The sequence below is a fragment of the Pseudonocardia yunnanensis genome, from assembly GCF_039534065.1.
In the GTDB taxonomy this organism is placed as follows: Bacteria; Actinomycetota; Actinomycetes; order Mycobacteriales; family Pseudonocardiaceae; genus Pseudonocardia; species Pseudonocardia yunnanensis.
The window spans coordinates 53,326-66,378 of the sequence record NZ_BAAAUS010000007.1; the positions used below are offsets into that span (position 1 = coordinate 53,326).

Here is a 13,053-nt window from a genome sequence, read left to right on the forward strand (position 1 = left end):
GTGGTCACAAGAAGATCCCCAAGTTCTTCGTTCCCAGCGAGGCCTGGTCGAGCAGGACTCGCCGCCTGCTGATTTTCAGCTCGCCGGCCACCAACCGCAGATGATCGGTGCGTTCACAGACGATGAGGTCGTAGCGCCCACGGTCGCCTCGGCTACGGAAGAGCAAGAGATTGCCCACCACCTGATAGCCGTCCTCGTTTGCCGTGATCCTGAGATTGGTGACGAACCGGCGGGTCATCGATCGAGGATCCTCAGCCCATGCGACGTCGGTGCCCAACCGCCGCACTCGCAGTCCCAACGACTGGCGATTGTCGTCGAACCAGCAGATGTCCTCGACCACGTCCGGGTGGCCGGCCTTACGAGTGACGCGGATCGGGGCCATGTACTCGACATCGTCGGTGAAGAGCTCCAACCATTCCTCGTAGCGACCCGCGTCCAGCAGCGCTGCCTCGTCGACCAGCAGATCATGGACCGCCATCCGCGTCTCGATGTCGACGCGGGACGGTGTGGCGGTCATACGAGCTCCCGTCCGACCACGTAGTCCAACCATGTGCGGTAGAACGTGCGCCCGGCCGCCTCGTTGAACTTGCCGTCGTAGACGTCCCCCGGTCCGGGGGAGTCCGGCAACGGCTGCATGCCCAGGCCCATTTCGTAATGCAGGAACACCTCGTCCGCACGGCTGAGCGACGCCGTGGCGTTGTGGGTCTGGGCTTCCCAGTTCTCCGTGTCGTCCTGGTCGAACATGCCGGACGCGCCGAAGGTCTGGGTGTACATCTTGCGCCCGAGGGTCTTCCACCAGCCCGGGGCGTTCTTCTCGACCAGGTGCCAGGACCACACCTGCACCTTGTCCGGGGCGATGGGTTGCCACACCCGCAACATCATCCCGCTGACCCGGCGCCCGTCGACGTCGATGAAGCTCGGGATCAGGAAGGAGAGGTTCGGGAAGACATTGCCGTGAAGATTCTTGACCCGCTTCAACAGCCTCAGCTGATCGGGACTCAGCCTGTTGGCGTACTCCTCCGCGAGTTCGACCGGGAAGTACGAGCCCCCCTGATCGCTGTGCACCCCGACCCCCAGGCCGTGCCCGCCACCGGGGTCGACGTGGTAGCCGTCGCGACCGAAGCCCACCGTCTCCACCAGCCCCAGCCGAGCCAGGAACGAATGTGCGGTAGCTGTGTGGTAGGCGTCAGCGGCGAAGTTTTCGCACGGCAGTTTCCAGCCGGTCGGAACCACCCATTTCTGGGGGACCCCCACCACTTCCATCTCGGCGCGCCCCACCACGAGGTCCAGGTACCAGGCGACATTGCCGAGATAGCTGACGAGCTGAGGTGAGTGCTTGCCCCACGTGGCGAAGACCAGTCCCTGGTAGATGTCGGCCTTCGCCTCGATCAGGTGCAGCGCGTCGCGGTCCAGGCCGCCCGGGTAGGCGACTCGCTCAAAGGGCGCGCCGACCAGCGTGCCGAGGAACTCGCCCCTGCTCCCGTAGCTGAAGCCGTGGTACGGGCACCGCCACACATTGGTGGAACCGAAGTCCGCACATGCCAGACGCATGCCGCGATGCCGGCAGGAGTTGAGGAACACCCTGACCGTCCGATCGTCGCCGCGAGCGACGATAACCGACTCCTCGCCCATGTCGCGCACCACGAACGAACCCACCTCGGGCAGTTCGGACACGTGGGCGACGAACAGCCACGCCTCTCGGAATACGGTCGACATCTCGAGCCGATAGACGTCCGGATCGGAGTAGATGAACATGGGAATCCGGCCGTATTCGGGCTGAACGGCCTCGATCAGCCGAGAACGGACACGGTCGATGGCAGGCGCGCGCGTCATCGAATACCTATTACGCCTCGTTGCTGCCGTGGCGATTCGGCCGGACTGTGCATGGTCCAATCGTGATCTCTTTACGTGTGCCATGGCGATAACCCCTGAGGGTCATATTGCCGAGGCTGCTCACGTCCGACGGCGGAGAAGGAGAGCGTCAACGAACGCACACTTTTGCTGCGGCGCAGCAGATATCCCCTCGAGCCATGGATCACAGTCCGCATCGCTTGCTCTGGAGGTAGCGGAGAGCATCGAGGCGAGAGCGCACACCGATCTTGTTGAAGATGTGCTTCATGTGCTGCTTGACTGTGTTCGTCGCGATCCCCAGGTCAATGGCGATCTCGGCGTTCTGTAGCCCACTCATGGCGAGCACGAGCACTTCACGTTCGCGCTTGGTCAGTACCTCGGTGACATCGCAACCGGCGCCGGCGGCCGGGTCGTGGTCGCCGGTCTGGATGCCGTCCAGCCGCAGGGTCTGGGTGTCTCCGTCCGCCCAGTTGGGCGGGACCAAGGGCTCCGTCACCGGCCTGCCCCGTGCATGCGTGACCGCGTTGGCCAGCGCGATCGAGAGGAAGCCGCCCAGTCGGTGGGCCACAGCCAAGTCTTGCGGAGTGAAGTGCGGACGCCCGATCCGTCGTGCAACAGTGGCCGTGCCTACCGGCCTGCCACTGTGGAGAAGCAGCGTGAACAGGCAGTGCTCGAAACCGTAGCGCGACAGGACGAGGCCCACCGGAGACTGCTGGTGCTCGCTCCGTTGGCTGTGGATCATTGCGTCGTGCACGGGAAACCGAGTGGTGAACGACCGCTGCACGTAGACGTCCGTGTGGCGGGAGATCGACTCGAAGTCGACGAGCATGCTCACCGGCGCGCCTTTGATCGTCGCGACCAAGCCCCGGTGGCGATGATCGATCAAGTGGATCGCGCCCGAGTCGGCTTGCAGCAGGCGAATGAAGTCCGGCAATGTCCGCCGCTGGACGGCGACAGGATCGAGCGAGCCGCAGGCTCGCTCGCCGAATAGGGCGACGTCCTGCCAGTCAATGCCGCTCATGCGGATGGTGATTCCTCCCGGGCGCATCGAGACGCCATGCCGCTCGCCACGGTGTGGCCGCCCCGAGAGAGGGGGTTTCATGGGTCGCGTCGTGTTCATACGTCGCCGCACTGGACGGTTCGTGGTTGTTCAGCATGTGCTCAGGCCTGCGCGGCTGGTTGTGCACGGAGAAGGTGGATCAATTAGTGGACTCCCATGCAGATTCCGTGCATCACACGGGGGCCACGCGACGAGATCCGCGAGCGCCTTGTCGCGTAGGTCGATGACGACGGCGCGGTGGGCAGGGATCGACGTCTACCCTCGACCGCCGCTGACCCCGCTCGAACGTGCCGCAGCGTTCTCTGCAGGAGGAGGTCCGCATCGTCGGGCGGACCGTCCAGCAGGGCTTCGAGGGGTACCTCCGTCAGCAACTCTGGAGTTCGCGGAGCGCATCGACTACCTTCCCTGCACTCGGTACAGGTCTCGAGGTGCTGTTCGAGCGTGATATTCGACGTCATTTCCTCTCCTGAGCATTTCCCCGGGAAGCCCGGGAAGCACACACAGAAACGATTCCGCCCCACGCCGGCCGGCCACGCTGCGCCCGTGCGTGTGGCCGGCCGGCAGGAGGGGGAGCGGTCGGGCTCGGCATAGCGAGTCGGAGCGTGCGACGGCATCACTTCGTCCACCGAGGCGAGCAGGCCGTGTGCCAGGGCCGGACCCGGGCTGAGCGTGACGGTCATGACGGGACGAGCACCGGCTTGATCGTGGTACCCGCCTTCATGGCATCCGCGGCCTTCTCGATGTCCTCCAGGGGAAAGATGCCGACGAGTTTCTCGACCGGCAATCGACCCGTCGCCACCAGCACGGCCAGCCGGGGCAGGAAGACCGGTGGATTGCTCTGTCCCTCGACGACGCCGATGATCCGTTTGCTGCCGTTGACCAGGTCGGCCACGTCGATCGGAGCGGTGGCGCCGAACGGGGGCACGCCCACGACGGCGGCGGTTCCGCCGATCGCGAGGGTCTGGATCGCCAGTGCCAGCACCGCGGGCACCCCACTGCTCTCGACCAGGTACTGCGGCCCGCCGCCAGTGATCTCCGTGACCCGCTCGCGGGCGTCCTCGGTGCGGGAGTTGACGACGTCCGTCGCGCCCAGCGTGCGGGCGACATCGAGGCGCGCGTCCTGCACGTCGACGACGACGATCTTGCTGACCGGCAGCATCGCGGCCGCCATCACCGCTGACAACCCGACGACGCCCGCCCCGAAGACGGCCACCGTGCCACCCGCCTCGGGAGCCAGCGTGTTGAGCACCGCCCCCGCGCCGGTCTGGATGCCACAGCCCAGCGGCGCGAGCACCGCGGACGCGACGTCGGCCGCCACGTCCGGGACCCGGACGGTGTTGCGCTCGCGGGCCAGCGCGTAGCCGGCGAAGGATGACTGACCGAAGAAGTTGCCGTGCACCGGTGTGTCGCCGTCCCACAACGTGGGTGTGCCGTCCGGGCGCGCACCATTGGTGAAGTTGTACGCCACGAATTCCAAGCAGCGCGACGGTTCGCCCGACACGCACCACACGCAGACTCCGCACGAGTCGAAGGTCAGTATCACCCGGTCGCCGGGGTGCACCGAGGTCACTCCGGCCCCGACTGCCTCGACGCGTCCGGCGCCCTCGTGGCCCGCGACACCCGGCAGCGGGAACGGGAATTCCCCTGCCCGCACCGCGAGATCGGCGTGACACATGCCGACGGCCTCGACGCGGACGAGCACCTCGTCAGCGGCGGGATCGTCGATCGTCAGCTCCCGGCGGGTGAACTCCGCACCCGCACTACTGACCGACATGGCGGTGGTTCGGCGGCTCATCGTCGCAGTGCTCCAAATCTCGTTGGCGTGGGCGGGCCCGGCCGCGCGGATGTGAGGTCAGCTCTCGCGGGTGGCCTGGAGTTCGAGGGTGATGTCGGTCGCGTCACCGATGAGGAGCGGCCCGCCCACCTTCGAGACGTTGCCGTTCACGCCGAACGCGGATCGCGAGACGCGCCCGGACGCGGTGAAGCCCATGCGGAAGGTTCCGGTCTGATCCTCGCCATCGCCGGTGAACCGCACCTCGAGTTCGACGGGCCGGATCGTGCCCCGGATGGTCAGGTCGCCTGCCAGCAGGAAGCGGTCGCCGTCCGCGACGAGGCCGTTCGAGGCGAACGTCGCCACCGGGTGGCTCGCCGCGTCGAAGTAGTCCGCCGAGCGCAGGTGGTCGTCACGCTCGCCGACTCCGGTCGACAGGGTGGCCACGTCGATCTGCGCCTGGACGGAGGACTTCGCAAGATCCTCGGCGATCTCCAGGGTGCCGGACAGCCCGCTGAATCTCCCCCGCACGCGCGCGCCCACGAAGCGGGTGGCGAACTGTAGGAACGAGTGGACCGGATCGATGGCGTATCGACCGGCAGGGATGTCGATGCTCATTGTTTCTCCTTCGCGCGGGCCCTGTGGGGCCGTCGACGTCGCGATCGCTCGGGTAAGCGATCTGCACAGATCTGTCGGGGCAGTCAGCGGGTGACCGCCGTCAGCCAAGCGTGAGTTGAGGATCGAGGATCGTCTTGTCGCTGATTACGCGATCGCGAGTGGCAGGCCTGCACTTCTCGACCGATCGTGCCGGGTCTGCCGATCCGCGCCGGCTTGTTCTGCCTTTTCATTGTCCGGTGACGGGCATCGCGGTGCGGCTTACTGCACTGGTGCTGGTGATGTGCGTGGCGAGCCGGGCGGCTTGGTTGCGGATTTCGGGCACGGATATGGCTTCCCAGGCGGTGCCTCTGGTGGGCGGCCCGAGGGTGTACATGCCCGGCACGACGTTGCCGCAGCTGTTGAGGAGTTCACCGCTTTCGGTGCAGGCCACGCCGAGTCCGAGTGGGTCGGGGGTGATGGTGCCGCGGTCGAGCAGGGCTCGCAGGAGTGGGTTGGTGGTCATCGTGATGTCGCTGAGGGGGCCCGTGCAGTTGACGAGTGCGTCGGCTTCGAGGGCGGTGTTGGCGAGGTGCACGCGGCAGCGGGTGGCCAGGTCGTCGACGGTCCGGATTCCGCCGGCGTGGACGGTGAGCCGTCCCGTGTCGCGGTAGGCGGTGATCCGGGTGGCGATCTGGGGGGCCATGCGGTTGCGGTGCACGTGCCAGGTGTGTTCGTAGGTGGTGAGGAAGCGTCGGCGCTGGTTGTGGTTGAGGCGACGCCAGATCGACTGCGATTGCGGGCGCAGGCCGTCGAGGACTGCGCGCCAGTTGACGCCGCGGATTTGGGCTGCGGCGATCTGGTCGTAGACCAGTTGGGCGACTCCGTCGGCGGTGAGGGGGCCGGGTGGGATGGGTGTGGGCCAGTCGGGCAGTACGTGCTCGAGGTGGGTTCGGGGGAGTTCGCCGCGTCGGCTGACCATCACCACCCGGCGCTGGGGTGCGTCGTCCAGGAGGGTGATGGCGGCGTCGATGGCGGTGAGGCCGCTGCCGGCGAGGACGACGGTGGCGTCGTCGGGCACGCGGGCAAGCGCTTCGAGATCCCAGGGACTCTGCAGGTGCCACGACGCGTCGTGGACCGGACCTGCCGCGGTGACCAGTCGGCGGGGAGCGGAGACGCCGTAGGCGAGCACGACGTTCCTGGCCTGGGCGGTTCCGCTGTCGGTGGTGATCTCGAAGCCACCCTCGTGGCGTGCTATGTCGTGGACGTTGGCGCCGACGGTGGTCAGTCGGTGGCCGTTGAACTGGTTGACCAGGTCTTGCAGGTAGTTGCCGTAGGCCATGCGTGGCAGGAAGTCGGTGGGTGTCTGCCCGTGGCCGGTGTGTTGGGCCCAGTTCGCGAAGTGGTCGGGTTCGTCGGGGTATGCGCTCATGGTTTGTGCGCGGAGGTTGAGCAGGTGGCGGGGGTCGGTTGTGCCGTAGGCGACGCCGAGGTGTCGGCGGGGGGTGTCGGGTTCGAACAGCGTGATTCGGAGGTCGGGGTCGTTGCTGGTGCGCAGCAGGTGAAGTGCGCTGAGGGTCCCGCTCGCGCCCCCGCCGACGATCGCCACAGTTGCCTGCACGTTCACGGTGCCACTCACGCTGCACTCCCATCTTCCCGGGCCCGACATTGCACACCGGAGGGTCGGGTCGACCGCATAGCGGCTGACCCGGGTGTCGACACCCTTTTCAGTTCAGCGCTTGGTGTAAGCGTCGGCGATCTGGCCCACGAGCACAGCGAAGGGCATGTCGAGAGCGGCGTAGACGTCCACGGCGAGCGGGTCGGCATTGTCGGCGAGGATTTCGACCATCACGTTCGAGTAGTCGACCGGGATTACACCTGCCTGTGTCATCCGCGCCAGACCGGCTTCCCGCTTTGCCTGCCAGAACGTTCCCGAGGCGTCGATCGCGCCGTAGGTGTCGAATCCTTCGGCCATCGCGGCCATCGCCGGAAGCGCCAAACACACTTCAGTCGACACTCCGGAAAGGATCAGCTTTTTTCGACCGGTTGCCCGGATGGCGCCGACGACGCGTTCGTCGTCCCAGGCGTTGACGGTGGACCGGTCGATCACCTCCAGGTTCGCAGGCAGTGCTGCGGCCAGTTCCGGGATGAGCGGGCCCCACATGCTGTCTGCAGCGGTCGTGGTGACCACCAGCGGAAGCCGTAACACCTGGGCGGCCTTCGCCAGCGCCACGACGTTGTGCTTCAGGTCGCCGACCGAGATGTCCCGGACACCGCTGTAGAGGCCGACCTGGTGGTCGACGAGCACCACCGCGGCGTTGTCTCGGGTCAGCCGCTCGGTGAATCTGTTCGACATGACTTCTCCTCACATCTGGACATGAATAGGCATAAATCGGGCGAGCCAAGCGGTCGGCACTGACCGTCAGGTCGGGGCACGCTGCAACGTCGGTGCTCGGCGCGAGCGAATCGCCGAACAGGAGTTCGGCCGGTATCAGGAGTTCCCACACCGAGCCGAAGTAGTCATAGTCCACGACTATCACAGGCCTGGACTCATCGCAAGGTTGTGGGGTAGGGAGCGCCATTGAGTAGCCGCGTGTTCATCAATGCGTCACCGGAGACCGGAAGCTCAATTCGATCACTGGGCGATCATATAGGCAGGTCGGAACGATCAAATCGTACGATATCGGGCGAACTCGCATCTCGGCGGAGACGTCGAACGCCTCACTATGAGGGGCTTCAGGCGGTCGGGCCACCGCGGATCTCTTACGTTCTCATGACACCGCTGGTCGTAATAAATTCGGACTACTGGAGGGGCGACTTCCAGAGTCCTTCGTTGCAACGCTCGACCTGGCCTCGGCTCCTGGCAGGCGGCGCCCACTGATCGACGCACCAGCCGGCGAGGCGCCGGCACCGCAGACGTGTCGTCTCCGCCGAAGCCCTGCGGCCGCCGCGGCCTTCTCGATGTCGCCGCGTGCCCGGCTGGCCGGCTCGACGTACTGGGTGTAGCGCCGCCACCCGGCGATGTACTGCGGGAACGGCTCGTTGTGGTGCCCGCGCGAGGAGCAGATCCGGTCGGTCGCGTAGAAGGGACCGGGCGTCAGTCCTTGATGTTGAGCAGCCGCGACGCGGTCCGGCTGCGGATGAGCTCCTTGTCCTCGTCGCTCAGTCCGCGCACGCCCTCGAGCTGCCCCAGCGGGTCGTAGTGCCCCATGTCGAAGGGGTAGTCCGTGCCGAGCACGACGTGAGAGGCCCCCATCTGCTGGATCAGGAACTGCAGGTGCACGGAGTCGAAGACCATCGAGTCCACGTAGACCTGCTTGAGATACTCGCTCGGCAACCGCGTGATGTGGTGGCGGCCCTCGGGGCGCAGCTCGTAGGAGTGGTCCATCCGAGCGGAGTAGAACGGCAGGTACCCGCCGCCGTGCACGAAGCAGAGCTTCAATCCCGGGTACTGCTCCAGCACCCCGCCGTGGATGATCCGGTTGAGGGCGATGGTCGTGTCCAGCGGATTGCCGATCACGTTGGACATGTAGAACTTCTGAAACCGCTGGCCCTGGGTGAAGCCGTTGGGGTGCACCAGCACCATGACGTCGAGCTCCTCGGCCTTCGCGAAGAACGGCCGGTACCGGGGGTCGTCGAGGTCGAGCCCGAAGACGTTCGTGTTGATCTCCGCGCCGCGGAAGTCGAGCTCCCGCACGCAGTACTCCAGCTCCGCGACGGCCGAGGACACATCTTGCAGCGGCACTGTGGCGAGCCCGACGAAGCGGTCCGGGTGGTCGTGGACCATCGAGGCCAGGTTCTCGTTCTGCATCCGTGCCAGCCGCCGGCCCAGCTCCACGTCGGTCCAGTAGTAGAACTGCGGGGGCGCCACCGAGATGGCCTGGATGTCGATACCCATCTTGTCCATATCGGCGATCCGGATGACGGGATCGGTCATCATCGGCGCGATCTCGGCGACGTGCCGGGCCTGGTGCTCCTTGGTCTCCGCACTCGTGTAGTAGGAGAACGGTTCATATTCCGGTTCCATGAGACCGGCGACGAGCTCCTGGCAGGCAGGTGTGAAGACGTGGGCGTGGATGTCCACGGTGCGGCCGCGGGAGCGGGTCATAAGCATGTCCTCTCTGTGAACAGATCCGCATGGGGCGGCTTTCCGGTCTTGTTCCCAGTCGCCGGCAGGTGCCCGACGTGCGACCGCCGCGTCGGGTCCTCGTTAGCCGGACGGAACGGGGCCGGCGAATATGCCGAACTGTAATGAGGTCAGATGAATTTTCCATTCGTCGGATCAGCATACCGACCGTAAGGACTGCACGCATCGCTGCGATATCCCTCTCGGGGGTCATATCCGCGTGTGCGGTGTGTGCCGGGGAATGTTTCTGCGTATCCCGTCGAATGGTCGAGAGTGCCGGTTAACGGAACGGTGTGCATCGGATCGGGCCGGTGCGAAGAAGATGTCGGCCCTGAACCGCCGCCCAGCACAATCGATCATCCTGTCCGATCACCGCACGAGAAGCCGGACGCCGGATCCGCCTTGGCGGCGTCGCGCACCGCCGATCGACGCGCCGATGACCACGGCATGCCGGCGATGGGACGAAACCAGACCCATCGTGATTCCTTTCGAAGTGCGCGAGTAGTCGATCACCACGTCGGGTTGGCAGACGATTACGGGCCCTCACCGCCCGCCGAATCACGACGAGATGGGATTTCTCCACATGGGATACAGGCTCGGGCCATCGGGCATGTCGATGGTGCCGGCAAGGCGGCGATAGCCGAGGCGTTCGTACAACTTCGCGCTCCGCTGGTTGCTGGCAGTCAGATAGGCGGGCCTACTGTGCTCGTCCAGCCAGGCGTGCCGATGATCGAGTAATGCTGCCCCGCGTCCGCTACCCTGCCATTCAGGGCGAACCGCAATGAACGGCAGATAGTCATGGTTGATCGACGTGGGGTGGATTGCCGCGTTCAGCGCCCCGAAAACTCCTATTCGAGCAGCACTGCTCGGCCCCACGGAGTCCTCGTACATCCTGGCAAGGTCCGGAGGCCGGGTGTGGGCCGATACATCGACAGGCAGCCACAGCGCCGCCCCTGCTCGATCGTCGGTCAGGTAGACCTCCCCATTGGTGTAGGCCTCCTCGACAAGTGGCCAGAAGAAGGGGGGATGCTGGGTCTCTCGCTGACGTTCGTCAGGAAAAAACCAACGACATACAGGATCGTCGAAAAAGGCGGTCGACATGATGTCGACGACCTCACCGACGTCCGACCTGTCCGACCGAACGACACACACCTTCGACAACATGTCCACACTTCCTCTTGGGTTGCCCCAGAAGATGAGCAACCTCCTGGCGGGTGGCCGGGTTGGTCACCGCTGGAGGAACCCGGCGTCCACCGGCAGCGACACACCGGTGACGTAGCGGGCCTCCTCGGAAGCGAGCCACACGATGGCGTTCGAGACGTCCACCGGCTCGACCATCTCGACCGGCAGGGCGTTCTGCAGGTTGAACGAGCCGTCCGCGCTGGAGAGCATCTGCGCCATGAAGTCGTTGACGATCATCGGGGTGTTCACCCCCGTCGGGTGCACCGTGTTGACCCGGATGAAGTACGGAGCCAACTCGTTGGCCAAGGTGCGCATCAGACCGACCAGGCCGTGCTTGGCCGACACATAGTGCGCCGCGCCCGGCATACCCTTCAGACCCGCAGCCGAGCTGGTGATCACGATCGAACCGCCGTTGTCGGCCTGGATCATCGCCGGCACCGCCGCCTTCACCGTCTTCCACACCCCCGTGAGATCGACCGCGATCATCTCCTCCCACTCGTCCTCGGTCATCGTCCAGGTGTTCTCCACGACCCCGCCGATGCCCGCGTTGGCACACACCACATCCAAACGGCCGAACTCCCGCACCCCCTCCTCGACCAGGGCCCGCACCGCCGCCGCGTCCCGCACGTCCGCCTCGCACGCCACGATCCGGCAGTCGCACTCCTCCACCAGCTTGACCGTCTCCGCGAGGTCCTCCGGCGTAGCCAACGGATAGGCCACCGTGTCGAGCTGGCGGCACAGGTCGAACGCGATGATGTCCGCGCCCTCCTGCGCCAGCCGCACCGCGTGCGACCGACCCTGCCCCCGCGCCGCGCCGGAGATCAGAGCGACCTTGCCTTCGAGACGTCCTGCCATGCTGATCTCCTCCTCGTCCGACGTTTGGTGGTGCTCTGGCCGGCACCGACCGCGAGGGTCTCGCCGCTGACGGCCGTCTCGTTTGTCACGGCGTCGATCACTTGGCTCGCGTCGATAGGAACGAACTCAGCGACAGCGCAGACCATGTCAATGCGAATTCAGGCCATGCGAATGATCTGGGCGACGACGCTGTCCGCGTGCCCCGTCATTGCTGCATCTCGGGCGGACAACTCCTCGCCTCCGCGGCTGCTCGAGCAGACAATGAGCCGATCACCCTCCTGCGCGAGGACGAACCGCTTCGCGCATGACCAAGACAGGGAGCAAGCGCCGTACCGGTGCGCCCGCGGAGATACGTGAAGCGCAGACAACCGTGGCTGCCGCTGCTCGCCACGTTGCGGGCCTGGGTTCCGTTTCGATCACTTGTCCTTCCGGGTGCTCACTCCGCCGGCCGGTGGGGCTGCGCGCGAATCAGACATGCCCGGAGGAGCACGTCCGTCTTACGATCGCTGGTCATGGAACCGTCGCGACGGCTTGCAGGCGGTCGGCATGAACGTGTTTGAGGCCCAACCTTGTGATCCCAGTTGACCGCACCGGCCCATCTCGGGGACGGGCGTTTTCTCGTCAGCGGAGGGGCATTTCCTCGTTGGGGATTGCGGGAGCAGACCCGGAGTGGCAATGCTCACTGCGCAAGTTGCCGGGCGTCATCCCGTACTGCCGCCGGAACGCCCGTTCGAACGTCCTGCGGTCGAGAAACCCTGCCGCAGCCGCGATGTCCGACGTCGGGAGGCGGGCGTGCCTCGGGTCGGACAGCATCACCTGTGCTGGGAGCAGGCGTTGCTCGCGGAGGTAGGCAGCGGGGCGTGGTCCCGATCCGTTCGAACAGGGCGTACACGTGACTGACCGAGACATGGTGCCGCCGCGCCAGCTCCTCCACCTGCAGGTGGGGGTCGGCCAGGTGTTCGCGGACGTGCCTGCGCATCATCTCGAGCAGCACCTCCGCGGAGCCGTCGCAGCCCGGTACCGAGGGGACGACGTCCCGCAGCGCCATCACGAGCAGGTCGATCGCGGCGTGCCCGGCGTCCATCCGTTGCGGCGCGGTGAGACTGTCGGCGATCTCGAACAACCGACCGAGATAGGCCGCCGGCATCTGCATGGCCGGGGACGCGAGGTCCATGCTGCGCTCGGTCACGACCCCCGTGCCGGCCGCCATAACGGCAAGACGATCGCGCTGGAACATGTGGCCCCGGCCGCGACCTGTACGGACAAGAGCATCCGGTTGCTTTCCGACGCGCCCGCCGCCATCCGGTCGGTCCGGACCGCCGATCTCGGCCCCCAGCGCGTCCGACAGAGCGCCAAGCCGCTATCCCGCAGAGTTATCGGATCTGCAGGATCGCCCCTCCCTTGCCGGCTACACCAGGGTTCTCGTCCTGAATGTCTTGTTCAGGCCGGTTCGCGCCGTCGGCATCCACCCGGATGTGGAGCTCGACGTGCCGTGGTCTTCCGTGTCGCGAAGGGGGACGTAGCGCCGAAATTCCGGTAGATGTGTTTCATATGCGGTTCGACCGAATTGATCACAATACTCGACTAGTTGGCGATCTCCACGTTCGTCAGCAC

Annotated in this window: 11 protein-coding genes; all 11 read right to left on the bottom strand. The window is 65.9% G+C overall.

Annotated features, from left to right (window positions below; all coding sequences use genetic code 11):
• Positions 1-4: 4 nt before the first annotated feature.
• The 11 genes from ABD743_RS09575 to ABD743_RS44435 all read right to left on the bottom strand — a co-directional run bounded on the left by ABD743_RS09575 (position 5) and on the right by ABD743_RS44435 (position 12,348).
• Positions 5-517: an aromatic-ring-hydroxylating dioxygenase subunit beta gene (locus tag ABD743_RS09575; RefSeq protein WP_344720870.1), complete on the bottom strand. Its 513-nt coding sequence runs from the start codon at positions 515-517 to the stop codon at positions 5-7.
• Positions 514-1,893, bottom strand: a complete 1,380-nt coding sequence (locus ABD743_RS09580; RefSeq protein WP_344720872.1) for an aromatic ring-hydroxylating dioxygenase subunit alpha — start codon at positions 1,891-1,893, stop codon at positions 514-516. The genes ABD743_RS09575 and ABD743_RS09580 overlap by 4 nt, the downstream gene beginning before the upstream one ends.
• Before the next feature lie 142 nt (positions 1,894-2,035).
• Complete coding sequence (locus tag ABD743_RS09585; protein WP_344720874.1) at positions 2,036-2,872, bottom strand: LuxR C-terminal-related transcriptional regulator; 837 nt, start codon at positions 2,870-2,872, stop codon at positions 2,036-2,038.
• A 715-nt stretch (positions 2,873-3,587) separates the two neighbouring features.
• Positions 3,588-4,706, bottom strand: a complete 1,119-nt coding sequence (locus tag ABD743_RS09595; RefSeq protein WP_344720876.1) for an NAD(P)-dependent alcohol dehydrogenase — start codon at positions 4,704-4,706, stop codon at positions 3,588-3,590.
• Positions 4,707-4,763: 57 nt separating this feature from the next.
• Positions 4,764-5,300, bottom strand: coding sequence for a YceI family protein (locus tag ABD743_RS09600; protein ID WP_344720877.1), 537 nt, complete (start codon positions 5,298-5,300; stop codon positions 4,764-4,766).
• A 226-nt stretch (positions 5,301-5,526) separates the two neighbouring features.
• Entirely contained in the window at positions 5,527-6,915 is a 1,389-nt protein-coding gene (locus ABD743_RS09605) for an FAD/NAD(P)-binding protein (protein WP_344720878.1), read from the bottom strand.
• 93 nt (positions 6,916-7,008) lie between these two features.
• Entirely contained in the window at positions 7,009-7,587 is a 579-nt protein-coding gene (locus ABD743_RS09610) for an isochorismatase family protein (RefSeq protein ID WP_344720880.1), read from the bottom strand.
• A gap of 786 nt (positions 7,588-8,373) precedes the next feature.
• Positions 8,374-9,384 (bottom strand): amidohydrolase family protein, encoded by a 1,011-nt coding sequence (locus ABD743_RS09615; RefSeq protein WP_344720882.1) that lies wholly within the window; start codon positions 9,382-9,384, stop codon positions 8,374-8,376.
• Between the two features lie 576 nt (positions 9,385-9,960).
• Complete coding sequence (locus tag ABD743_RS09620) at positions 9,961-10,566, bottom strand: GNAT family N-acetyltransferase (protein WP_344720884.1); 606 nt, start codon at positions 10,564-10,566, stop codon at positions 9,961-9,963.
• Positions 10,567-10,629: 63 nt separating this feature from the next.
• A complete protein-coding gene (locus tag ABD743_RS09625) occupies positions 10,630-11,439 on the bottom strand; it encodes a mycofactocin-coupled SDR family oxidoreductase (protein WP_344720886.1) in 810 nt (269 codons plus the stop codon).
• 621 nt (positions 11,440-12,060) lie between these two features.
• Complete coding sequence (locus ABD743_RS44435; protein ID WP_379658974.1) at positions 12,061-12,348, bottom strand: helix-turn-helix domain-containing protein; 288 nt, start codon at positions 12,346-12,348, stop codon at positions 12,061-12,063.
• Between the last annotated feature and the right edge of the window lie 705 nt (positions 12,349-13,053).